Source organism: Roseovarius halotolerans, assembly GCF_900172255.1.
Lineage (GTDB): Bacteria > Pseudomonadota > Alphaproteobacteria > Rhodobacterales > Rhodobacteraceae > Roseovarius > Roseovarius halotolerans.
This window is the reverse complement of sequence record NZ_FWFU01000004.1, coordinates 73,722-94,506: the sequence shown is the minus strand read 5'-3', so window position 1 is coordinate 94,506 and position 20,785 is coordinate 73,722. Positions and strand designations below refer to the sequence as shown.

General features: G+C 64.2%; 25 protein-coding genes. 19 read left to right on the top strand and 6 right to left on the bottom strand.

The features are described 5' to 3' along the window. The first annotated feature begins 193 nt into the window (after nucleotides 1-193). Nucleotides 194-1,786: a phospholipase D family protein gene (locus tag ROH8110_RS15215; RefSeq protein WP_085818619.1), complete on the top strand. Its 1,593-nt coding sequence runs from the start codon at nucleotides 194-196 to the stop codon at nucleotides 1,784-1,786. Here ROH8110_RS15215 and ROH8110_RS15210 read toward each other — a convergent pair. After that, a complete protein-coding gene (locus tag ROH8110_RS15210; protein WP_085818618.1) occupies nucleotides 1,783-2,847 on the bottom strand; it encodes an AI-2E family transporter in 1,065 nt (354 codons plus the stop codon). The genes ROH8110_RS15215 and ROH8110_RS15210 overlap by 4 nt on opposite strands. A 74-nt stretch (nucleotides 2,848-2,921) precedes the next feature. Next, entirely contained in the window at nucleotides 2,922-3,653 is a 732-nt protein-coding gene (locus tag ROH8110_RS15205; protein ID WP_085818617.1) for a Crp/Fnr family transcriptional regulator, read from the bottom strand. A gap of 95 nt (nucleotides 3,654-3,748) precedes the next feature. Between ROH8110_RS15205 and ROH8110_RS15200 the strand changes: the two genes are divergently transcribed. After that, nucleotides 3,749-4,135, top strand: a complete 387-nt coding sequence (locus tag ROH8110_RS15200) for a hypothetical protein (protein WP_085818616.1) — start codon at nucleotides 3,749-3,751, stop codon at nucleotides 4,133-4,135. 39 nt (nucleotides 4,136-4,174) lie between these two features. Here the strand turns inward: ROH8110_RS15200 and ROH8110_RS15195 are convergent, their stop codons facing one another. Beyond that, nucleotides 4,175-4,534, bottom strand: a complete 360-nt coding sequence (locus ROH8110_RS15195) for a phage holin family protein (protein ID WP_085818615.1) — start codon at nucleotides 4,532-4,534, stop codon at nucleotides 4,175-4,177. 3 nt (nucleotides 4,535-4,537) lie between these two features. Then, entirely contained in the window at nucleotides 4,538-4,861 is a 324-nt protein-coding gene (locus tag ROH8110_RS15190; protein WP_085818614.1) for an ElaB/YgaM/YqjD family protein, read from the bottom strand. A 175-nt stretch (nucleotides 4,862-5,036) separates the two neighbouring features. Between ROH8110_RS15190 and ROH8110_RS15185 the strand changes: the two genes are divergently transcribed. Then, a complete protein-coding gene (locus ROH8110_RS15185) occupies nucleotides 5,037-5,207 on the top strand; it encodes a DUF1328 domain-containing protein (RefSeq protein ID WP_085818613.1) in 171 nt (56 codons plus the stop codon). 86 nt (nucleotides 5,208-5,293) lie between these two features. Here the strand turns inward: ROH8110_RS15185 and ROH8110_RS15180 are convergent, their stop codons facing one another. Further along, nucleotides 5,294-6,112 (bottom strand): response regulator, encoded by an 819-nt coding sequence (locus tag ROH8110_RS15180; RefSeq protein WP_085819037.1) that lies wholly within the window; start codon nucleotides 6,110-6,112, stop codon nucleotides 5,294-5,296. Between the two features lie 144 nt (nucleotides 6,113-6,256). Here ROH8110_RS15180 and ROH8110_RS18750 point away from each other — a divergent pair, with 144 nt between their 5' ends. The 4 genes from ROH8110_RS18750 to ROH8110_RS15160 all read left to right on the top strand — a co-directional run bounded on the left by ROH8110_RS18750 (nucleotide 6,257) and on the right by ROH8110_RS15160 (nucleotide 8,960). Then, a complete protein-coding gene (locus ROH8110_RS18750) occupies nucleotides 6,257-6,442 on the top strand; it encodes a NepR family anti-sigma factor (RefSeq protein WP_254903797.1) in 186 nt (61 codons plus the stop codon). Further along, nucleotides 6,439-6,993, top strand: a complete 555-nt coding sequence (locus ROH8110_RS15170) for an RNA polymerase sigma factor (RefSeq protein WP_085818612.1) — start codon at nucleotides 6,439-6,441, stop codon at nucleotides 6,991-6,993. The genes ROH8110_RS18750 and ROH8110_RS15170 overlap by 4 nt, the downstream gene beginning before the upstream one ends. Next, nucleotides 6,990-8,732 (top strand): sensor histidine kinase, encoded by a 1,743-nt coding sequence (locus ROH8110_RS15165; protein WP_085818611.1) that lies wholly within the window; start codon nucleotides 6,990-6,992, stop codon nucleotides 8,730-8,732. Before ROH8110_RS15170 ends, ROH8110_RS15165 begins: the two co-directional genes overlap by 4 nt. Nucleotides 8,733-8,810: 78 nt before the next feature. After that, nucleotides 8,811-8,960, top strand: a complete 150-nt coding sequence (locus ROH8110_RS15160; RefSeq protein ID WP_085818610.1) for an entericidin A/B family lipoprotein — start codon at nucleotides 8,811-8,813, stop codon at nucleotides 8,958-8,960. A gap of 62 nt (nucleotides 8,961-9,022) precedes the next feature. Here the strand turns inward: ROH8110_RS15160 and ROH8110_RS15155 are convergent, their stop codons facing one another. Next, the gene (locus ROH8110_RS15155; protein ID WP_085818609.1) at nucleotides 9,023-9,619 is read right to left on the bottom strand and encodes an exopolysaccharide biosynthesis protein; all 597 of its coding nucleotides are present in this window, start codon (nucleotides 9,617-9,619) and stop codon (nucleotides 9,023-9,025) included. Between the two features lie 248 nt (nucleotides 9,620-9,867). On the opposite strand from ROH8110_RS15155, the gene ROH8110_RS15150 reads away from it, so the two are divergent. From ROH8110_RS15150 to ftsH, 12 genes are all read left to right on the top strand, one after another. Continuing rightward, nucleotides 9,868-10,383, top strand: coding sequence for a hypothetical protein (locus ROH8110_RS15150; protein ID WP_245962883.1), 516 nt, complete (start codon nucleotides 9,868-9,870; stop codon nucleotides 10,381-10,383). 120 nt (nucleotides 10,384-10,503) lie between these two features. After that, nucleotides 10,504-11,142 (top strand): hypothetical protein, encoded by a 639-nt coding sequence (locus ROH8110_RS15145; protein ID WP_176236619.1) that lies wholly within the window; start codon nucleotides 10,504-10,506, stop codon nucleotides 11,140-11,142. Nucleotides 11,143-11,150: 8 nt separating this feature from the next. Continuing rightward, entirely contained in the window at nucleotides 11,151-11,699 is a 549-nt protein-coding gene (gene thpR, locus ROH8110_RS15140; protein ID WP_085818608.1) for an RNA 2',3'-cyclic phosphodiesterase, read from the top strand. 86 nt (nucleotides 11,700-11,785) lie between these two features. Next, nucleotides 11,786-12,223 (top strand): tol-pal system-associated acyl-CoA thioesterase, encoded by a 438-nt coding sequence (gene ybgC / locus ROH8110_RS15135; protein WP_085818607.1) that lies wholly within the window; start codon nucleotides 11,786-11,788, stop codon nucleotides 12,221-12,223. Nucleotides 12,224-12,372: 149 nt separating this feature from the next. Further along, a complete protein-coding gene (gene tolQ, locus ROH8110_RS15130; RefSeq protein WP_085818606.1) occupies nucleotides 12,373-13,068 on the top strand; it encodes a protein TolQ in 696 nt (231 codons plus the stop codon). A 3-nt stretch (nucleotides 13,069-13,071) separates the two neighbouring features. Continuing rightward, entirely contained in the window at nucleotides 13,072-13,545 is a 474-nt protein-coding gene (gene tolR / locus ROH8110_RS15125) for a protein TolR (RefSeq protein WP_085818605.1), read from the top strand. A gap of 10 nt (nucleotides 13,546-13,555) precedes the next feature. Beyond that, the gene (tolA, locus tag ROH8110_RS15120; RefSeq protein WP_085818604.1) at nucleotides 13,556-14,698 is read left to right on the top strand and encodes a cell envelope integrity protein TolA; all 1,143 of its coding nucleotides are present in this window, start codon (nucleotides 13,556-13,558) and stop codon (nucleotides 14,696-14,698) included. Continuing rightward, on the top strand, nucleotides 14,695-16,017 hold the full coding sequence (gene tolB / locus ROH8110_RS15115; RefSeq protein WP_085818603.1) for a Tol-Pal system beta propeller repeat protein TolB: 1,323 nt from the start codon (nucleotides 14,695-14,697) through the stop codon (nucleotides 16,015-16,017). Before tolA ends, tolB begins: the two co-directional genes overlap by 4 nt. Before the next feature lie 91 nt (nucleotides 16,018-16,108). Beyond that, nucleotides 16,109-16,627, top strand: a complete 519-nt coding sequence (pal, locus tag ROH8110_RS15110) for a peptidoglycan-associated lipoprotein Pal (protein WP_085818602.1) — start codon at nucleotides 16,109-16,111, stop codon at nucleotides 16,625-16,627. Nucleotides 16,628-16,649: 22 nt separating this feature from the next. Further along, a complete protein-coding gene (gene ybgF / locus ROH8110_RS15105) occupies nucleotides 16,650-17,516 on the top strand; it encodes a tol-pal system protein YbgF (protein ID WP_085818601.1) in 867 nt (288 codons plus the stop codon). Continuing rightward, nucleotides 17,507-18,769 (top strand): tRNA lysidine(34) synthetase TilS, encoded by a 1,263-nt coding sequence (tilS, locus tag ROH8110_RS15100; RefSeq protein WP_085818600.1) that lies wholly within the window; start codon nucleotides 17,507-17,509, stop codon nucleotides 18,767-18,769. Before ybgF ends, tilS begins: the two co-directional genes overlap by 10 nt. Nucleotides 18,770-18,848: 79 nt before the next feature. Next, nucleotides 18,849-20,777 (top strand): ATP-dependent zinc metalloprotease FtsH, encoded by a 1,929-nt coding sequence (ftsH, locus tag ROH8110_RS15095; protein WP_085818599.1) that lies wholly within the window; start codon nucleotides 18,849-18,851, stop codon nucleotides 20,775-20,777. Nucleotides 20,778-20,785: the final 8 nt, after the last annotated feature.

Genomic DNA, 20,785 nt, shown 5'->3' with positions numbered 1-20,785 from the left:
GCGTTCGATGCTTTCGCTGCCTCTTCCGGGCCCTGCCACATCCCAAGTGCAGGCGGGCCCAATCGCACCCCAACTGTCCCTCGGGTGCCTGCCCCCGTCTGAAACATGGCGGGGGCTTTTTTAAGGGGCGTCGGCGGATTTCGATTGCAGAGCGGGTGGATCGCCACGCCCCAGCAGGGAGACCAGCGAAGCCATGACAGCAGGCCTCGATCCAGATGATGCAGCCGACGGAACGGACGGCGGCGAGGCGATTGCCGGGCTTGACGTGCTGGTGACCGCGCAAGAGGCCTATCCGGCGCTGGAGCGGGCCTTTCTGGCGGCGCGCGAGGAGATTTCGGCCAGCTTCCGTATTTTCGACCTGTCGACGCGGCTGCGCTCGAAGGAGGCGCGGGCGCTGGGCGAGACCTGGTTCGATCTGTTCATCCACACGCTTGAGCGCGGTGTGGCGATCCGGCTGGTGGTGTCGGATTTCGATCCGGTGGCGGCGCCCGACCTCCACCAGAAGGCGTGGCGCACGCAGCGCCAGATCGCGACGGTGCGCGAGTTGTGCCGCGCCGATGTGCGGCTGTCATTCGTGGTGGCGTTGCATAGCGGGCGCACCGGAATGGTGCCGAGGCTGCTGTTCTATCCGCTGGTCCGGCGCAAGCTCAATGCGCTGGCGCAGTCATGGCGCGACATGACCCTGGCGCAGCGCGAGCGGTTCCGGCAAGAAACGCCGCGCCTGCGCGGTATCTGCGAGGTGGACGAGAACGGCGAGCTGACGTTTCGCACGCGGCTGGTCGATTTGACCCCGGCGACGCATCATCAGAAGCTGGCGGTGTTCGATCGCAGCAAGGTCTATATCGGCGGGCTCGACCTGAATGAGCGGCGGTTCGACACCAAGAGCCATGACCGCGCGGCGCGCCATACGTGGCATGATATCCAGCTCATGGCGACCGGGCCGGTGGCCGCGGCGGCGCAGGCGCATCTGGACGGGTTTCTCGAAAATGTCGCCGATGTGGCGTCTCCGCCGAAGCCCGCCGCCAACGGTTTCCTGCGCACTCTCTCGCGGGTCTGTCCGGGGACGGTGATGCGGGTCGCGCCGCGCACGATCCTGCGCGAGATCGAGGACCAGCACATGACGGGCGTGCGCGGGGCCAGTCGGTTGATCTACCTTGAAACCCAGTTCCTGAGGCATCTGCCGCTGGCCCGCGCGCTGGCGCGGCGGGCGCGCCGCTGTCCGGATCTGCGGCTGATCGTGGTGCTGCCCGCCGCGCCCGATGACGTGGCCTTTGCGAGCAGCCGAGGGCTGGATGCGCGGTTCGGGGAGCACCTGCAATTGCGCTGTATCGACCGCCTGAAGGCGGCGTTCGGGCCGGATCGCCTGTTGATCGCCTCGCCGGTGCAGAGCCGCAGCCGCGAGAGCGAGGAGCGCGATACGCTCAAGCACGCGCCGCTGATCTATGTGCATTCAAAAGTGTCGATCTTCGATGACAGCGAGGCGATCGTGTCCTCGGCCAATCTCAACGGGCGCAGCCTGCGCTGGGACAGCGAGGCGGGGCTGCACCTGACGCGACCCGAGCAGATCGGCGAGCTGCGCCGCAGGGTGATGGGCCATTGGCTGCCAGAGGATGCCGGGGCGGAGTATCTTGACCCCGAGACAGCCTTTGACAACTGGCGGCAACTGGTCGAGTTCAACAGTGCCTCGCCGCCGCATGTCAGGCGCGGCTTCCTCGTGAGCTACGAATCCGGTGCGGCGCGAGAGATCGCCGCCCCGGTGCCGGGCATTCCAGAGGAGATGGTTTAACGCGCGGTGCGGTCGCTGTCCTGGTCGTCGTCCGAGGCCGGTTCGAAGATGTTGAGCATCACCAGCGCGATCACCAATACCGGGATGGCGATGATCCCGCCGATCGGCCCCCACAACCAGAGCCAGACCACCAGTGACACGAAGATGAGCAAGGGATTGACCGAGATATGCCGGCCCAGAAAGGCGGGCGTCGCGAATTGTGCCTCGATCATGTTGAGGCTGAGGAAGATCACGGCCGGCAGGAATGTCATGAGCCCGTCGAAGGCCACCAGTCCCGCGATCAGGAGGCCGCCCGTCACCATCATCGGCCCCATGTAGAGGATGAAATTCGCGAGCGCCGCCGTCAGGCCCCAGATGAACGGCCCCGGCAGCCCGATCAGCGCCAGAGCCCCGGCGAGCGCGGTGCCGAGCGCTGCGTTGATCACCGTGATGGTGAGGAAATAGCGCGACACCAGCCGTTCGGCCTGGGTGAAGCGTTGCAGGAGGATTTCGGTATCCGCCCGGTCGCCGATGAAGCGCGCGAGCCAGCTGTAGATCCCCTTGCGCGTCAGCAGGAAGAAGAACAGCACGCCGCCGAAGATCAGGATCTGGGTGAGAATCAGGGGGGCGAGGAACAGCGCCTGCGTAAAGCCGGGCATGGCCGGGGCATCGTCCGCCTCTCCATCCTGCGAGCTTGCGCCGAGCGCCTCTTCGACTTCGCGGTTCATTTCGGCGAGGCCCTGGACCAGGCCGCGGAATTCGTTGACCAGCGAGCGAAGCTCAAACTTGATGCGCGGGAGTTCCTCGGCGATGCGCCAGATCAGCGGTTCGGCCAGAAAGACCAGCGATGCGATCGCCATCACCCCCAGCACCAAAACCGCCGCCGCCGAAAGCCCGCGCGGCAGGCCGATGCGTTCAAGGAAATCGGTCACGGGCGCGAGGATCACGCCGGTCACCAACCCCAGCACCATCGGCGCAAGAATGTCGCCGCCGGTCCTGAGAATGGCGAAGCCGAGAGTGACGATCACGAAAAAGGCCGCGGCGCGAAGGACCGGGTCGCGGGGCGAAGCAGGGTTATACATGGATCACCAACGCGTGGCGGGCGCACAAGGTTCCCGCCCGTGCGCGTCTTATGTGCACCGGTTCACGCCAACGGTCAGATCAGGGGTCTGAGTATCGCACGACGCCCGGGATCGAGCCCGGCAATCCCGCAGAGCAGGTCGTAATCCAGCACTTCGAGCTGTCCGTTCATCCAGCGCACTGCGCCGCCCTTGCGCAGGTGGCGCAGGGTCTTGTTGGTATGCACCAGCGACAGGCCGAGCGCATCGGCCAGATCCTGTTGCTTGTAGGGCAGGGGCATGCGCCCATTATGCGCCAGCCCCAGCGCCGCGCCCCTGTCATGCAGGCGAACGAATGCCGAGGCGATCCGGCGGAGCCCGTTCATATGACCGAGGATGGCGAGGTTCTCGCCCAGTAGGTGCTCTTCGACGGCTGCGAGCCAGGTGAGGTCATAGGCGCGTTCGGGGCAGTCGCGAAACAGCCGCCAGAGGTTCTTGCGGTCGAACACGCAGAGTTTCATGTCGGTGGTTGCTTCGACGGAATGCTGCATTTCCTGCATCACCCCGGCCTGAAGGCCGATGAAATCGCCGGGCAGGACGAAGTTGATCACCTGCCGCTCGCCCGATTTGAGCGTCTTGTAGCGCAGCCCCATGCCCTTGAGCGCGGTGTAGAGCTGGGGGCTGTTGGTGCCTTCCAGCATGAGGGTGGTTCCGGCGTTGATCTCCAGCTCGCCCGTCTTGAATTTCCGCATGAAATCAAGTTCGTTGCCCTTCATGGGTTCAAAGACCGGGCGTTGGCGCAGCGGGCAATTCAGGCAATCGGTGGTCATGAAAATTTCCCTCTGCTATGTCATATCTTAATGCGTGTTCGTGCCACAGGTTCCATGTTGGCCGGGACTTGTTGACCAAAAGACCGAATCCATACATGCCTTATAGTGATACACTTCAGCCGGCGCTGCCGGTTTATATCGTTCTGGAAAGCAACGCCCTGATCGCCGAGGACATCATCGGATCGCTCAGGGCGACCGGCCCGTGCCGGGTAATCCGTGTCGAACGTCCGGAGATGCTTGTCCCGAGCCTGCACACGGAACCGGCGGTGACGGCGGCGTTCCTTGAAATGCCCTATCGCGAGCTGGTGCAGTCCGATCTGCATCAGAGTCTTGCCGATAGCGGTGCCCGGATCATCCTGACGATCGGCGAGGATGACGAGAGCGTCGTGCTCCAGCAAGGTTGGGGGATGCTGGTGCGTCCCTTCACCGAACAGATGATCCGCGAGGCGCTGACCCCGCGGCGGGATGCCGATTCGCATTGAGCGCGGCGGCGGGCGGGGCTGGCCGCCGCGCCCGCTTTTTCATGTGCGCGGATCGCGCGCGGCGCGGCCGGCCTGCATGCCGGTGGCGAAACCTTCGGCGATCTGCACGAAAATATCTTTTTGCGCAGGCGGTTCCGCGGCAGCCGGACGATCCGCAGCGGGGGGCGTTCCGCCGGGCTGGCGCCCCAGCGCCAGAAAGCAGAGGCCGAGGATCAGGTAGAGCGCCCCGATCGCCACGAAAGCGATGAGCGCGCCCTCATAGGCGGCGATCAGAATCCACAGCCCGGCCGTCAGGAAACCGAGCCCGATCATCGCGAAGATCACGCCGATCGTCGCAAACGCAGCCGAGCGCGCCGCCTGGCGCGCCCGTGCTTCGATACCGTTCAAAAGACCCGTCATGGGTTACTTCCGTCCGGTGATGAAACCCAGAAGAAAGCCCATGCCCACAGCAAGGCCCATCGCGGCGGCGGGTTGCGCGCGCACGGCGTCGGCTGCCTGATGGCCCATTTCCTCGGCCTGGTGCTGGGCGGAGTGCAGATGCTGCTGGCCCGCATCGCGCAGGTCGGCGGCTTTGCGGCGTGCGCCGTTCACAGCCGAATCCCCGGACTGGCGGCCAAGGTCATAGAGGGTTTGCGAAATGGTCGAGATGTCAGAGCGCAGCGTTGCGATCTGCTCGGAGAGTTGCTCGATATCCGCGTCCGATGAGGTGTTCTTCGCTTGTGCCATTGCGATATCCTTTCTTGATTTGCGTTCGGGGTTTAACGCGCGTCGGGCCATTGTGTTCCATGCGGCGTTGCGCAAATGCCGGAAGCGGAGGAAAGAACGGATTTTTCGGAACCATGCGGCAGTGTCGGTCGTTTCAGGTCCAGAGCAACATGATTGCCTGAAAAGGAGAATACCGATGCTTTACTGGGCACTGCTGTTTTTCATCGTCGCGCTGGTCGCGGGCGTTTTCGGATTTGGCGGGATCGCTTCGGCTTCGGCCGGGATCGCACAAATCCTGTTCGTGATCTTCCTGGTCCTGTTCGTCGTCGCGCTGGTTGCGCGTGCGGTGCGGGGCCGTGCGCCCTGAAGGGCGCGCGAGCGATGACACAGAAATCAAGAGCCCTGCACGCGACCGCGTGCAGGGCTTTTTCGTTTGTTCCGCGCCGGGCTTTTTCAGGCCTGAAGCGTCTCGGTGCTGGTGAAGAACATCGCCTGACTGACCGCCGATTGCACCTGCTCCTCGGAATAGGGCTTGGTGATGAGAAAGGCGGGTTCGGGGCGTTCGCCGGTCAGGAGGCGTTCTGGGAAGGCGGTGATGAACACCACCGGCATTTCGCCCATTTCCTCGAGAATATGATTCACCGCGTCGATGCCCGAGGATTTATCGGCCAGCTGGATATCGGCCAGGATCATGTCGGGCGGGTCGTGACGCGCGAGCTGCACCGCCTCGTCGCGGGTGCGGGCGACGCCGGTGACGGAATGGCCGCTGCCTTCGACGATGGCGCGGATATCCATCGCGATGATCGCCTCGTCCTCGATCAGCATGATGCGCCCGCGGATGGATTGCGCCATTTCCTTGCGGGCGATGGCGATCAGTTCTTCGGCCTCGGCGGGTTCGACATCGACGATCTTGGCGATATCGGCGGTGGTGAAGCCTTCAATGCTGTGCAGCAGCAGCGCCTCGCGGGTGTTGCGGGTCAGGCCCGAGAGGCGCATCTGCGCGCGCGCCTCGGGCGAGCCGTCTTCGCCCGCGTCATCCACGGGCGATCCCGAAGATACCCAGATCCGGTTGAATGCCTTGAACAGCGCCACCTTGGGTGACAGGCCGGAATGAAAGATCTCCTGATCCTCAAGCAGGGCCTCGAGCGTGGCGGCGGCGTAGTGGTCGCCGCTTTGCTGGCTGCCGGTCAGGGCGCGGGCATAGCGCCGCAGAAAGGGCAGGTCCTGGGCGATCTCTGCAGACATGTCGCGCTGACTGGTTGTTTCGGTCATGGTTTCCTCGAAAAAATTTTTGTTTGCAGGGAACCAAACGCCGCCAAGCGTGTTAGGTTCCACGGTTAGGGCGTAAAAATGCGTCAGGCCGCGTAATGGACGTTAGAACATAGTAACATGGCAGAAAACAGCAGGACCTCAAAGTTGAACCAGCAGATAGACGACAATCTCAGACGCGTCTACTCGGACGCGTCCAGCGAACCGGTTCCCGAGCGGTTCACCAAGCTGCTGGAGCAACTTCGCCAGCAGGAGACGGGCGCTTGTGCCGAGGATCAGAGTGAAGATGATGGCAAAGATCACCGGGCGGCGTCCGGGGATGACAAGCATTGACCAATACACCCGACCCCAGAGAAGAACTGATCGAGCATCTGCCCGCGATGCGCGCCTTCGCAATGAGCCTGACGCGCAATCCGGCGACGGCGGATGACCTGGTGCAGGACACGATCGTCAAGGCCTGGAGCAATTTCGACCGCTTCAAGCCGGGCACAAACCTGCGCGCCTGGCTGTTCACGATCCTGCGCAACACCTATTACTCGCTCTACCGCAAGCGCCGCCGCGAGGTCGAGGACCCCGAGGGCCAGATGGCGGGCGCGATGTCCGAGAAGCCGGCCCATGACGGGCATCTGGTGATGACCGATTTCCGCGAGGCCTTTGCGCAGTTGAGCGACGAGCAACGCGAAGTGCTGATCCTGGTGGGGGCCGAAGGATTTTCCTATGAGGATGCCGCCGAGATGTGCGGTTGTGCGGTGGGGACGGTCAAGAGCCGCACCAATCGCGCCCGCAAGCGGCTGGCGGAACTCATGCATCTGGACGAGGATGAGGGGCTCGACATGACCGATGCAGCGACACTGGCGGTGGTACAGGGAAATCCGGCTGCATGAGCGAGCCGCCACCGCGCCGGAAGTTCAAGCCGGGTCTTGCCGTGCTCCTGGCGCTGGTGCTGAGCATCGCGATCCTGCCGCTTGGCCTGATATCGGTCTACCAGACGCTCAAGGTTCTGGAAGAGCGCCGCTCGCTGTCGGAAACCGCGCTTCTGGAGCAGACGCAGCAGGCCGCGTCGGCCAGCCGTGAGGTGATCGGATCGGCCGTCAGTGCGGCCGAGGCGCTGGCGCTGACGGTATCGGCCTTTCGCGGGATCGACGGGCCGTGCGACAAGGTCATGCGGCGCATTGTAGAGCAATCCCCCAATTACATGTTCGCCGGGTTCGTCGATGACGAGCTGCAACTGGTCTGCACCTCGCGCGGCGAGGAGCGCGACCTGAGCGGTCTCGATATTATCCGCACGCAGCTGACCAGCCCCGACACCGAAATCCAGATGCAGCCGCTGTCCTTTCTCGGCGGGCCGGCCTCGGTCAACGTGATGGTGCCGGTCTTCGACGAGGCGCAGTTCATGGGCAAGGTTCTGATCGCCGTTCCGATCACCGCGCTCAACAGGTCACTGACCGGGCGCGCGCCGGATGTCGATCTGGTGCTGTTTCAATCGCATGGCGAGATCATCGCCACAGAGGATTTCACCGATGACCGGCGCGCGGTGCTGCCGCAACGAACGACGCTCGAAGAGCTGGCCGAGCGGCCACGCCACACGTTTCGCGAGGTAAACCGCGCAGGCATGACCCGCGATTTCGCCGTGGTGGCGATTGTCGATGGCAGCGTTTTCGCGCTGGGCAGCTGGGCGCCTCGCAGCCGCAGCCTGATCCTGCCGGGCTATGAAGAGGCGTTCGCGCTGTATTTCCCGATCATCATGTGGGTGACCGCCATCGGCGTGGCCTATGTGGGTGTGCATCGTCTGGTGATCCGCCATATCAGGCGGCTGCGCTCGTGGATGCGTCTTTATGCGGCGGGGCGCGCGGACCTTGAACATGCACGGCTGAACAATGCGCCCGAGGAACTGGAAGTCGTGGCCGAAGCGTTTCGCGCGATGACCCGGCGGCTGGATGAACAGGATCGCCGCCGCGAAGAGGATCTGCAGGAAAAGACGGTTCTGTTGCGCGAGGTCCATCACCGCGTGAAGAACAATCTTCAGCTGATTTCCAGTATCATGAACATGCAGATCCGCGCCGCGCGCAGTGGCGAGGCCAAGCATCTTCTGCGCCGCGTTCAGGACCGGGTGATGGCGCTGTCGGCGATCCACCGCTACCTGTACCTGGCGCGCAAGCTGTCGATGGTGCGCGCCGACAAGCTGTTGGACGAGATCATCCAGCAGCTGGTGATCGTCGGCACGCTGGACGAGACCGGACAGCAGATCAACGTATCGACCGAGTTCGACCCCGTCGAAGTCGACCCGGATCAATCGGTCCCGCTGTCGCTTCTGGCGGCGGAGGCGGCGATGAATGCCGTGAAATACAGCGGCGTCGTCAAGGGCGACGATGCCTGGATCAACATCGCCCTGAAAAAGGTCGAGAATGACGAGCTGTGCCTGAGCGTGGTGAATTCGCGCGCCCCCGCCGGGGAAGAGGATGCAGAGGGCGATCCTGACGGGTCGGGGCTTGGCTCGCGGCTGATCGAGTCCTTCGTGTCGCAATTGAACGGCACGCTGGACATCGACGATCTGCCGACGCGGTTCGAGCTGCATGTCACCTTCCCGCGCGTCTGGCCTGATATTCGCAAGAACGACGAGTGACCTTCCGCGCGCTGAAATGCGCAGGAACTTCAGTCCGATCGCCGCGTTGAGACGGTGCAACAATGATCGGAGAGACTGATGACACTGAAACGCATTTCCCTTCTGCCCGTGATCGCACTGACGATGATCGGAGCGCTTGCCGCCTGTGAGACCGTTCAGGGCGCAGGCCAGGACATCGAAAGCGCCGGGCGCGCAGTCGAAGACGCGGCCGAAGACGCCGAGGATTGACGACAAACAGCCAGCCGCCCCGAAGAGTGCGGGCGGCTGGCACCTTTCTGGCGCTGCTGAGGTCAGATGAAGGTGAGCAAAGTGCCTACGGCCAAGGCTGCCAGCAACATGCCCACCAGCACCAGCAGGCCGTCGCGTGCGAACATCCCCGCAGCTAGCACCACGATCACCGCGCCAGCGGCGGAAGAGGAGAACGGAACGAGTTCCAGCAGCGGAATAATTGCACCGAGCGAGAAACAGACCGCTTGCGGCAGTATCGAGAACGGCGTCGAGACCAGAGCGCCCAGCCTTTGACGGGTGAAGGTGTCAAGCCACCGCGCGGGAACGCGGAACCACTTCATGACCTGCTGAACGCGATGCGCGCTCATGCTGCGACGGCGCAGCCATTGCGGCAGCCAGAGTGTCTGGCGGTTCAGCATCATCTGCGCCGAGACCGACGCGATGAGGATGCCGCAGACCGCGCTGAAGCCGGGCACGCCGCTGAGAGGCGAGACCAGCGCCAGCGCAGGCACCATCAGCAGCGGTGTATAGCTGGCATACCCGATGGCATCGATCACCTCGCCGAGGCTGGCGCGTTCGCCGTCAAGTGCGCGTTCGGCGGAATCGACCACGTCGTTGGCCCGCAATGGAGCGTTGTGGGTTGAATTCGGCGTGTTCATCGAACGCCAACGTGCAAATCGCGCAAGGGTTCCTTCTGTCATGTTGCGGATCGTTGAACCGCGTCGAGTGTTCGCGTTGATTTCGTGGCGCAGGATCCTTGCGCGAGGCGGCAATCCGCTGCCCAGCCGTGCCGGGCCGCTTGGTGCGAGGAACCAAAGCCGAGAGGCCGCGTTGGAGACCCGCACCATTGGACGAGGGCATGCGCCGCGCAGCGCCGCACCCTTTTCCGGAATGAAAGGAGACTGACATGAAACTTCTCTGGAGCACGGCAATCTGCGCCGGTCTGGCGCTGGGTATCGCACCGGTGAGCGCACAGGAAAAGACACTGTCGAATGTCGAGGTCAAATCGGATCTGAGCGCATTCGAGGACAGCAACGCGCTGGAATTCTGGCCAGACCTGACGCAGGACTTGGGCAAGGCCATCGCCACGCATGTCAATATCGACGATCAGGCCGAAGCGCCGCGCATGGTGGTCGAGATCAACAAGATCGCCATCAACGGCGAGCCGGTCCTGCCGGAATCGGGTGAGTTCAACCAGATCGAAGGCACCATCGCCTTGCATCCCGCCAATACTGCGGGCGGCAATACCGAGACCGATGCGAACCTGCCTCCGATGGGCAGCTATGCGCTGACGGTGAGCGCCAAGGCGGCCGGTGGCGAAGCGCCCGAAGGCTGGGTCGTGATTCCGCCCACGGAAGGTGACTTTTACGACGTGCTGATCAATGCCTATGCGATGGAAGTGGTCGAGCGCCTCGAGGAATAAACGTCCCCGGCTTGCATAAGGCCCGACGCAATGATGATCCGCCGCGCGCATGCTCCGCGCGGCGGATCTGTGTTTGCGGCAGGTGTTTGCCTTGCCGCGCGGCTCTGGTATTCGGGCGCCATGAGCACGCAACTGACACCAGACGCGATCGAGCGGATGTTCACCGGCGCCGATGGCAGCTATGCCTTTGCCCGCTGGGGCCGCCCCATCGCACCTATCGTTTTCGGGGTCGAGGACAGCACGCTGGACGTGGTCAAGGGCGCGATCGAGGCGGTGGTTGCGCTGGCCGGTCACCAGATGTCCGAGACCGACCCGGAACTAGGCGTCAACCTGATGTTCTTTTTCTTTCGCGACTGGCAAGAGCTGACCGAGCTGCGCGATCTTGACCGGCTGGTGCCTGATCTGGTGCCGCTTGTGGGGCGGCTGGAGGCGGCGGGGGCGAACCAGTATCGCATTTTCCGTTTCGATGCGGATGGGGCGATCAAGGCCTGTTTCGTGTTCCTTCGCATGGACAAGGAGATGTCCGCGCTGCCTGCCGAGACGCTGGCATTGAGCCAGGTGGTGCAATGCGCGCTCTTGTGGTCGGAAACCGCCTTTGCCGACGCCTCGCCGCTGGCGAAGATGCCCGATAGCGGCAGTGTGATCCTGCGGCCGGATATCGCCGCGCTGATCCGTGCCGCCTATGATCCAGCCATGCCTTCTGTCAGCCGCGATGCCAGCCATGCCCTGCGCCTTGCCGCACGGGTCGCGCAGCGCTAGGGCGCGCGATGAGGCTGTTCGTCGCGATCGACTTGCCGCCTGTCGCGCGCGCCGCGCTGACGCGGTTGCAGGGCGATCTGCGCGTCGGGCGTCATGCGGACGCCGACACGCTGCATGTCACGCTGGCGTTTCTGGATGAACAGGACCTGCCCGTCGCCGAGGCCGTCCACGAGGCTCTGTCCGAGATCGACATGCCGGAATTCGCGCTGCGTATCAAAGGGGTCGACGTTTTCGACCGGGCGCGCCCGCGGCTTGTCTTTGCGGGGGTCGAGCGCAGCGATCCGCTGGTTGCCTTGCATCGCAAGGTGCGTGGCGCGGCGATGGAGGCCGGGATCGCGCTGCAACGCCAGAGGTTTCGCCCGCATGTGACGCTGGCGCGTTTTCCCCGCGAGATGCCACGCCATGATCTGGACCGGTTGGGCGCGTTCCTCGAGGCGCATGGCGCTTTCGGTCTCGAACCGTTCGAGGTCACCGAGTTCGGGCTGTATCGCTCGATCCTCGGGCCGGATGGCGCGGTTCACGAACGCCTTGCGGCATATGAGCTGAAAACGCCTTGACCCATGCGCCGCTTTGCGGCCCTCTGTCGCCAGAACGGGCAAGGCCGGGCGCATGAGGCGCCCGCCAGAACATTGCGGGGCACGATATGGCGAAGAAAAGCGGCGAACACATCGACTTTTCTAAGTCGCAGGGTGGCGTGCATGTCTTTCCGATCCGGGTCTATTACGAAGACACCGACATGGCCGGCATCGTGTATTATGCCAATTACCTCAAATACATAGAGCGGGCACGCAGCGATTGGGTGCGCGAGATGGGGGTCGATCAGAACGCGATGCGCGACGAGGACGGCATTGTCTTTGCGGTGCGCCGCGTCGAGGCCGATTACCTGATGTCGGCGCATTTTGACGACCTGCTCGAAGTGCGCACCCGCACCCTGGCGGTGACCGGCGCGCGGTTGATCATGGAGCAGGCGGTGATGCGCGGCGAAGAAACGCTGTTCAGCGCGGTGGTGACGGTCGTCTGCATCAACGAGGCGGGCCAGCCTGCGCGCCTGCCCGCCAATGTCCGGCTGCTGCTGCACTGAACACCCGGCGATTATCCGCCGGAACGCGGCGGATTGGCGAAAAACGGCACCGGTAACGCGGATGTTGTTGGCTTTCCCCTTGGAATTCGGATAGTTTCTCCCTCAATAAGGCCGGAAAACAAGGCCACCGAGAGAAAAGAGCAGGCAATATGGAAGCAGAAACCCTGGCATTGGCACAGGAGATTGATTTCTCCATGTGGGCGCTTTTTGCACGCGCCACCCTGATCGTGAAACTGGTGATGCTGGTGCTGATCATCGCGTCCTTCTGGGCGTGGTCGATCATCGTCCAGAAGCTGATCATCTATCGCAAGGCCCGCCGCGAGGCCGAGATATTCGACCGCAGGTTCTGGTCGGGCGAGCCGCTTGACGAGCTGTTCGACGAGATCGGGCCGGACCCGGCGGGACAATCCGAGAGGATATTCGCCGCAGGCATGATGGAGTGGCGACGCAGTCACCGCACCGACGGCGCGCTGATCGCCGGGGCAACGGCGCGGATCGACCGGTCGATGGACGTGGCGATTGCCAAGGAAAGCGAACAGCTGCAAAGCGGCCTTTCGGTGCTGGCCACGGTGGGGGCGACCGCGCCCTTCATCGGCCTGTTCGGCACGGTCTGGGGCATCATGAACGCATTCATCGAGATCGCAGAGCAGCAGAACACCAACCTTGCCGTCGTGGCGCCGGGTATCGCCGAGGCGTTGCTGGCCACGGGGCTAGGTCTTCTGGCGGCCATTCCGGCGGTGATCTTCTATAACAAGCTGAGTGCCGATTGCGACCGGATCGTCGCCAATTACGAGGCCTTCGCGGACGAGTTCGCGACCATCCTCAGCCGTCAGCTGGATTCCTGAGCAATGGGCGCAGGTGTCATTCAGAAAACGGGCGACAACGGGCGCAGGCGGCGCGGGCGCGGGCGTTCGCGCCCGATGGCCGAGATCAACGTCACGCCCTTTGTCGACGTGATGCTGGTGCTTCTGATCATCTTCATGGTGGCGGCGCCGCTGATGACGGTGGGGGTTCCCGTGGAACTGCCCAAGACCGCCGCCAACGCCCTGCCGGGCGAAGAGGAAGAGCCTCTGTCGGTGACTATCACCGGCGAGGGCGTGGTGATGATCCAGACCTCGGAAGTGGCGCGGGACGAATTGATCGGGCGGTTGCGCGCGATTGCCGCCGAGCGTGACAGCACGCGGGTCTACCTGCGGGCCGATGGTGCGGTTCCCTATGCCGACGTGATGCAGGTGATGGGTGCACTGAACCGTGGCGGTTTTTCCAATATCGGGCTGGTGACGGATACCGGCGGGCCCGATCTGGACAATCAGGGCGGCTGAAGGCGCTGGCGTGAACACCGGGCAGATCATATCCGGGGCAGGGCATCTGGCTCTGATCGGCTGGGCGCTGTTCGGCGGTGCCTTTCAGTCCGAGCCGTTGCCGTTCCAGGTGACCGAGGTCACGGCCATATCCGCCGAGGAGTTCGCAGCGCTTAGCAATGCGCCCAACAACCCCGAGGCGGTTGCGAATGTTGATACGCCCGAACCGCCCGCCGAAGGCGAAGGCGTGCCCGAGGTGAGCGCGACCGAGGACGTGACACCCGACACGAGTCAGCCCGAGGCAAGTGAGACGCCCCCTGCCGATAGCGTGCCCGAACCGCAGGAGCCGCCCGCACCGCTGCCAGAGGCCGAGGTGAGCGATGCGCCCCCGGTCCTGACTCCGCCGCAGGAAGATGTGACGGCGCTGGTCCCCGAGATATCGCCGCGCCCGCAGCCGCGCCCCGCGCCCCGCGTCGCGCCCGAGCCGGTGGCGCCGCCCGAACCCGATGTCGAGATCGACGAGGTCGAGCAGCGGGAGACCACCCCCGATGCCGAGGCCGCCGAGACCGTCGAGGAGGACACCCGCGAGACCGCCCGCGAGGAAGCCACGACCGAGATCGTGACCGAAGCCGAGGAAAACGACCTGGCCAGCGCCGCGCCAACGCGCTCGCCCCGGCCCCGCACGCGGCCTGAAGCGCCCGCGCCGACACCCGCTGCCGAAGCCGCGGAGGACGCCCGGGAGCCAAGCGAGCCGGAAACCGACGAGAACGCGGTGAACAATGCGCTGGCCGAGGCGTTAGGGCAGGGTCAGCCGGCAACAGGCGGCACTGATCAGGGCGCGCCCTCGGGGCCGCCGATGACAGCGGGCGAAAAGGATGCGCTGCGCGTGGCGGTGCAGAACTGCTGGAACGTGGGTTCGCTCAGTTCCGAGGCGCTGCGCACCACCGTGGTCGTCGGTGTTACCATGAGCGAGGATTCCCGCCCGGTGGTCAGTTCGATCGAGATGCTGAGCGCCTCGGGCGGCAGCGGCAGCGCGGCCAAACAAGCCTTCGAGGCGGCGCGGCGGGCGATTATACGGTGCGGTTCAAGTGGCTTTAATCTGCCGAAAGAGAAGTATGATCACTGGCGTGATATTGAAATGACGTTCAATCCGGAGAGAATGAGGATCAAATGATGCGTTATGTAATGACCCTCCTTGCGGCCCTGATGCTGTGGACCCATCCTGCTGCGGCCCAGAACGGGCCGCTCCGGCTTGAACTGACCGAGGGCGTGATCGAGCCCTTGCCCTTTGCAGTGCCGGAATTCGTTTCGGACGATTCGGCAGGGGCCGAATTGGGCCGCCGGATCGCAGAGGTTGTAGCGGCCGACCTGACCGGGACCGGGCTGTTCCGGGAGATCCCGCAGGATGCCTTCATCAGCCGGGTGACCAGCTTTTCCAGCCCCGTGCAATTCGCCGACTGGAAAGCGATCAATGCGCAGGCGCTGGTCACCGGGGCGGTGACGATGGACAGCTCCGGCAAGCTGGTGGTGCGGTTCCGCCTTTATGACGTTTTCGCCGGGCAGGAGCTGGGCGACGGGCTGCAACTGGTGGGGACGCAGGACGGCTGGCGGCGCATCGCGCACAAGGTGGCCGATCAGGTTTACAGCCGGATCACCGGCGAGGCGCCCTATTTCGACAGCCGCGTGGTCTTCGTCTCGGAATCCGGCCCCAAGGACCAGCGCGCAAAGCGGCTGGCGATCATGGATTACGACGGCGCGAATGTCAGCTATCTGACCGGCAGTTCGTCGATCGTGCTGGCGCCGCGCTTTTCGCCCAATGGCGACCGCATTCTTTATACCAGCTATGAAAGCGGCTTTCCGCGCATCTACGTGATGGATGTGGGTTCGGCGCAGCGTCGGGCGCTTGAGCAGCAGGAAGGCTCGATGAGTTTCGCGCCGCGCTTTGCGCCGGACGGGCGCACCGTGGTCTATTCGATGACGCGCGGCGGCAATACCGACCTTTACAGCATGGATATCAACAGCGGGGCCGGCACGCGCCTGACCACGGCGCCCTCGATCGAGACCGCACCCAGTTTCAGCCCCGATGGAAGCCGGATCGTGTTCGAATCGGACCGTTCGGGCAACCAGCAGCTTTATGTGATGCCGGCAGGTGGCGGCGAGGCGCAGCGCATCAGCTTCGGACAGGGGCGTTACGGCACGCCGGTCTGGTCGCCGCGCGGCGACCTGATCGCCTTCACCAAGCAATCCAAGGGGCGTTTTCATATCGGGGTGATGCGCGTTGACGGCAGCGAAGAGCGCCTGTTGACGGCATCCTTCCTGGAAGAGGGGCCGACATGGTCCCCGAACGGGCGCGTCATCATGTTCACCCGCGAAACCCAGGGTGCGCAGGGCAGTGCGAGCCTCTATTCGGTGGACATCACGGGACGAAACCTGCGCGAAGTGCCGACCGGCACGGGGGCGAGCGATCCGTCGTGGTCGCCGCTGCAGGATTAGACGATCCGCAGTGCTGCGCGCATTTCCAATGCGCTGGCGCTGTGGTAGGATCAGACACGGGCATGACACCATAAACGAGTGGGGCAATGGAATGAATTATCTGAGTAAGACGATCCTGCTATGCGCAGGCATGGCGCTGGCCGCCTGTTCGAACCCTGACCGGTTCGCAGATGGCAGCGGCGGTGCAGGAGGCATGTATAATGGCGCCGGGGCCGGTATGGCCGGTTCGGCACAAGATCCGGCATCGCCGGTATATTTCCAGCAGACGGTCGGTGACCGGGTGCTGTTCGCGGTCGATCAGTCGACCTTGTCCTCCGAGGCGCAAGCGACGTTGAACGGGCAGGCGCAGTGGCTGATGACCAACAGCGATTATTCGGCCGTGATCGAGGGCCATGCCGACGAGCAAGGCACGCGCGAATACAACCTCGCGCTGGGCGCGCGGCGCGCGAATTCGGTGCATGAGTATCTTGTCAGCCGCGGCGTTGCCGGTAACCGCCTGAAGGTGGTGAGCTATGGCAAGGAACGCCCGATCGAGCTCTGTGCCGACGAGGCGTGCTATTCCAAGAACCGCCGCGCGGTGACGGTGATCTCGGCCGTGCCGAGCAGCTGACCCTTTTGAAGGAGAGCATCGGATGCGCCGGTTCATCGCCGTTCTGACCCTTGTGACGCTGAGTTTTCCCACGGTTTCGGGGGCGCAGGCCAATGACGAGACCCTTGCCGATATCCGTCAGGAGCTGTCGGTGCTCTATGTCGAACTGCGCAAGCTCAAGCGTGAGCTGAACACCACGGGGTCCGCCGGGCAACTGAGTGCCGGCGGCACCTTGCTGGATCGGGTCAATGCGATCGAAAGCGAGCTGCAGCGCCTGACGGCGAAGACCGAACAGCTGGAACATCGTGTCCAGAGCGTTGCCGAGGATGGCGCGAACCGGGTCAGCGATCTGGAATTCCGGCTCTGTGAGCTGGAAGCGGACTGCGATATCGGCGCGCTGGGCGAGGGCAGCACGCTGGGCGGGATCGAAACCGGCCCCTCGGCCGAGATGGCCGCTGGCGAAGGGGCGGGCGACGGAACCGGACAGGATGCGGCCAGTGGTGGCGATGCCGACATGCCGCAGCTTGCGGTCAGCGAAGAGGCTGATTTCGAGCGGGCCAAAGCCGAGCTGGATGCGGGAAACTTCGCCGAAGCAGCAGAGCAGTTCGCCACCTTCCAGCGCAGTTATCCCGGCGGGCCGCTAACCGCGCGCGCCGGTTTGATGCGCGGGGAGGCGCTTGAGAAGTCCGGCCAGCTGAAGGAGGCCGCGCGCGCCTATCTTGACACGTTCAGCGCCGATCAGGCCGGACCCGACGCGCCCAAGGCGCTGTCGCGGCTGGGCTGGGCGCTGGGACAGCTGGGGCAGGTCGAACAGGCCTGCGTGACGCTGAGTGAGGTCGGGAACCGCTTTCCCGATGCCGCGGCGGTGTCCGAAGCACGCGCGACCATGTCCGACCTGGGATGTCAGTGAGCGGCGACGCCTCGGCATTGCTGGCACAGATTCAGGCCCATTTCGCCCCCCAGGCGCCCGAAATCCTGGGTGTCGCGGTGTCGGGGGGCAGTGATTCGCTTGCGCTCCTGGTCTTGCTGGCGGATTGGCGCCGCGCCGGTGGACCTGATCTTTGCGCGGTGACGGTGGATCACGGGCTGCGGCCTGAAGCCGCCGACGAAGCGGTCAGGGTGGCGCGGATCTGCGCGGATCTGGGCCTGCCGCATGACGTGCTGAAATGGACGGGCTGGGACGGGCGAGGCAACCTGCAGGACCGGGCGCGGCGCGCGCGTTACGAGCTGATGGCGGAGTGGGCGCAGGCAAAGGGAATCACACATGTGGCGCTGGGCCATACGGCGGATGATCAGGCCGAGACGTTCCTCATGCGCCTTGCGCGCGAGGCCGGGGTCGACGGCTTGGCGGCGATGGCGCCCTGCCGCGTGATCGCGGGCATCGCTTTTTGCCGACCGCTGCTGGCGGTCACCCGTGCCGCCCTGCGTGCCGAACTGCGCGCGCGCAATGTCGGCTGGAGCGATGATCCAAGCAACGAGGATACAGCCTATGAACGGGTGCGCGCGCGCGCCGTTCTGGCCGAGCTGGCGCCGCTCGGGATCACGCAAGAGGGGTTGTCGCGCGTGGCGCGGCGTCTGGGAGATGTGCGTGAAACCCTTTATACATATGCGTCCCAAGCCGCGCGCGACCTGGTAGAGGTGCAAACGGGCGATCTGGTGATCAACCCTGCCGGCCTTGCCACATTGCCCCCCGAAGTGGCGCGCCGGTTGCTCTTGGGGGCGCTCGACTGGATCAGCGGTGCAGGCTATGGCCCGCGCGGGCGGGCGATGGATGACCTCATGCAGGCGATCGGTGAGGGGCGTGACATGACCTTGCATGGCTGCCTCATCTGCCCGCGCAAGAGCGGGGTCCGGATCACGCGCGAATGGAAGGCGGTCGAGGGGCTGCGCGTTCCCGCCGCAGAGGTCTGGGACGGGCGCTGGCGCATTGAAGGCCCGGACTGCCCCCCCGGCACCGAAATCGCGGCGCTTGGTCCCGAAGGGCTGACGGCCTGCGACGAACGGGCGCAAGGTGGTCTGCCTACGGCGTCCCTGATGGCGTCTCCGGCGCTGTGGCAGGGGGCGGATTTGCTGGCTGCGCCGCTGGTGCAGCCGGGCGGGCCGTGGCATGCGCGGCTGATCCGCGACGAAGAAGCGTACCTTGCGTCCTATTTATCTCATTGAAGATACGGGCGTGATCTCTATTTTAGACGGGTGGGTTTCGTGATAGGCCCCCGCCATCCGAATTTTGAGGAGAATTTCCTTGGGCAACGCAAGAAACATCGCCTTCTGGCTGGTTCTGTTCCTGCTGATCCTGGCACTGTTCAATCTGTTCAGCGGTCCGGGCAACACGCTCCAGAGCAAGGCGATCAAGTATTCCGAATTCGTGACCGCGATGGAGGAGGGCAATGTCAGCCAGGTGACCCTGGATGGCGAGAATGTTCGCTTCCGCGGGGCCGATGGTAAGGAATATGTTACCGTCAAGCCCGAGGACGCGGAACTGACCGACAAGCTGATCGACGCCGGCATCCCCGTCAGCGCCGAGCCGCAGGAGCAGTCGGGCTTCCAGACCTTCCTGATCTCGCTTCTGCCATTCGTTCTGCTGATCGGCGTGTGGATCTATTTCATGAACCGCATGCAGGGCGGCGGCAAGGGCGGCGCCATGGGCTTTGGCAAGTCCAAGGCCAAGATGCTGACAGAAAAGCATGGCCGTGTGACCTTTGACGACGTGGCCGGGATCGACGAGGCCAAGGAAGAACTGGAAGAGATCGTCGAATTCCTGCGCAACCCGCAGAAATTCAGCCGTCTCGGGGGCAAGATCCCCAAGGGTGCGCTGCTGGTCGGGCCTCCGGGCACAGGTAAGACGCTTCTGGCGCGCGCCATTGCGGGCGAGGCCGGTGTGCCGTTCTTCACCATCTCGGGCTCCGATTTCGTGGAAATGTTCGTCGGCGTCGGCGCAAGCCGTGTGCGCGACATGTTCGAGCAGGCCAAGAAGAACGCACCCTGTATCGTTTTCATCGACGAGATCGACGCCGTGGGCCGCCATCGTGGTGCGGGCTATGGCGGGGGCAATGACGAGCGCGAACAGACGCTCAACCAGCTTCTCGTCGAGATGGACGGCTTTGAATCCAACGAAGGCGTGATCATCATCGCCGCCACCAACCGCAAGGACGTGCTTGATCCCGCGCTGTTGCGTCCCGGTCGTTTCGACCGCCAGATCACCGTGCCCAATCCCGATATCAAGGGCCGCGAGAAGATCCTTGGCGTTCATGCGCGCAAGACGCCGCTTGGCCCGGATGTGGACCTGCGGATCATCGCCCGCGGCACGCCCGGCTTTTCGGGTGCGGACCTTGCCAACCTCGTGAACGAGGCGGCGCTGATGGCCGCACGGGTCGGTCGCCGTTTCGTGACGATGGAAGATTTCGAGAACGCCAAGGACAAGGTCATGATGGGCGCCGAGCGCCGCTCGATGGTGCTGACCGACGATCAGAAGGAAAAAACCGCCTATCACGAAGCCGGACATGCGATCGTCGGGCTGGAACTGCCCAAATGCGATCCGGTCTACAAGGCCACGATCATCCCGCGCGGTGGCGCGCTGGGCATGGTTGTCAGCCTGCCCGAGATCGACCGCCTGAACTGGCACAAGTCGGAATGCGAGCAGAAGCTGGCGATGACGATGGCGGGCAAGGCAGCCGAGATCCTGAAATACGGGCCGGACGACGTTTCCAATGGCCCGGCGGGCGACATCCAGCAGGCCAGCGGCCTTGCGCGTGCGATGGTTCTGCGCTGGGGTATGTCGGACAAGGTCGGCAATGTCGATTACGAGCAGGCCCACGAAGGTTACATGGGCAACGCCGCTGGCGGCTTCTCGATTTCGGCCCACACCAAGGAGCTGATCGAGGACGAGGTCAAGCGCATGATCGACGAGGCCTATGACAAGGCCTACAAGATCCTGACCGAGAAGAAGGCCGAATGGGACCGGCTGGCGCAGGGGCTTCTGGAATACGAGACCCTGACAGGTGAAGAGATCGCACGGGTGATCCGTGGCGAGCCGCCCGAGTCCAACGACGACGATGACGGTTCCCCCGAGAAGGAGGAGAAACCCTCGCTGACCGCGATTCCCAAGACCAAGCCCAAGGCCGCGCCCGGAAAGATCGGCGACGGCGGGCCGGAGCCCGAGCCTTCGGCGTGAGCGGCGCG

What these genes read in the sequence shown, in the direction of transcription:
- ROH8110_RS15205 (WP_085818617.1), bottom strand. Translation starts at nt 3,653, where the DNA reads ATGACCACCGATTGCCTGAATTGCCCGCTGCGCCAACGCCCGGTCTTT.
- ROH8110_RS15145 (WP_176236619.1), top strand. Translation starts at nt 10,504, where the DNA reads ATGAGCACGCAACTGACACCAGACGCGATCGAGCGGATGTTCACCGGC.
- tolR (WP_085818605.1), top strand. Translation starts at nt 13,072, where the DNA reads ATGGGCGCAGGTGTCATTCAGAAAACGGGCGACAACGGGCGCAGGCGG.
- tolB (WP_085818603.1), top strand. Translation starts at nt 14,695, where the DNA reads ATGATGCGTTATGTAATGACCCTCCTTGCGGCCCTGATGCTGTGGACC.
- ROH8110_RS15210 (WP_085818618.1), bottom strand. Translation starts at nt 2,847, where the DNA reads ATGTATAACCCTGCTTCGCCCCGCGACCCGGTCCTTCGCGCCGCGGCC.
- tolQ (WP_085818606.1), top strand. Translation starts at nt 12,373, where the DNA reads ATGGAAGCAGAAACCCTGGCATTGGCACAGGAGATTGATTTCTCCATG.
- ROH8110_RS15190 (WP_085818614.1), bottom strand. Translation starts at nt 4,861, where the DNA reads ATGGCACAAGCGAAGAACACCTCATCGGACGCGGATATCGAGCAACTC.
- ROH8110_RS15150 (WP_245962883.1), top strand. Translation starts at nt 9,868, where the DNA reads ATGAAACTTCTCTGGAGCACGGCAATCTGCGCCGGTCTGGCGCTGGGT.
- ybgF (WP_085818601.1), top strand. Translation starts at nt 16,650, where the DNA reads ATGCGCCGGTTCATCGCCGTTCTGACCCTTGTGACGCTGAGTTTTCCC.
- ROH8110_RS15160 (WP_085818610.1), top strand. Translation starts at nt 8,811, where the DNA reads ATGACACTGAAACGCATTTCCCTTCTGCCCGTGATCGCACTGACGATG.
- ROH8110_RS15180 (WP_085819037.1), bottom strand. Translation starts at nt 6,112, where the DNA reads ATGACCGAAACAACCAGTCAGCGCGACATGTCTGCAGAGATCGCCCAG.
- ROH8110_RS15195 (WP_085818615.1), bottom strand. Translation starts at nt 4,534, where the DNA reads ATGACGGGTCTTTTGAACGGTATCGAAGCACGGGCGCGCCAGGCGGCG.
- ROH8110_RS15200 (WP_085818616.1), top strand. Translation starts at nt 3,749, where the DNA reads ATGCCTTATAGTGATACACTTCAGCCGGCGCTGCCGGTTTATATCGTT.
- ROH8110_RS15215 (WP_085818619.1), top strand. Translation starts at nt 194, where the DNA reads ATGACAGCAGGCCTCGATCCAGATGATGCAGCCGACGGAACGGACGGC.
- ROH8110_RS15185 (WP_085818613.1), top strand. Translation starts at nt 5,037, where the DNA reads ATGCTTTACTGGGCACTGCTGTTTTTCATCGTCGCGCTGGTCGCGGGC.
- thpR (WP_085818608.1), top strand. Translation starts at nt 11,151, where the DNA reads ATGAGGCTGTTCGTCGCGATCGACTTGCCGCCTGTCGCGCGCGCCGCG.
- ybgC (WP_085818607.1), top strand. Translation starts at nt 11,786, where the DNA reads ATGGCGAAGAAAAGCGGCGAACACATCGACTTTTCTAAGTCGCAGGGT.
- ROH8110_RS15165 (WP_085818611.1), top strand. Translation starts at nt 6,990, where the DNA reads ATGAGCGAGCCGCCACCGCGCCGGAAGTTCAAGCCGGGTCTTGCCGTG.
- ROH8110_RS15155 (WP_085818609.1), bottom strand. Translation starts at nt 9,619, where the DNA reads ATGAACACGCCGAATTCAACCCACAACGCTCCATTGCGGGCCAACGAC.
- pal (WP_085818602.1), top strand. Translation starts at nt 16,109, where the DNA reads ATGAATTATCTGAGTAAGACGATCCTGCTATGCGCAGGCATGGCGCTG.
- tilS (WP_085818600.1), top strand. Translation starts at nt 17,507, where the DNA reads ATGTCAGTGAGCGGCGACGCCTCGGCATTGCTGGCACAGATTCAGGCC.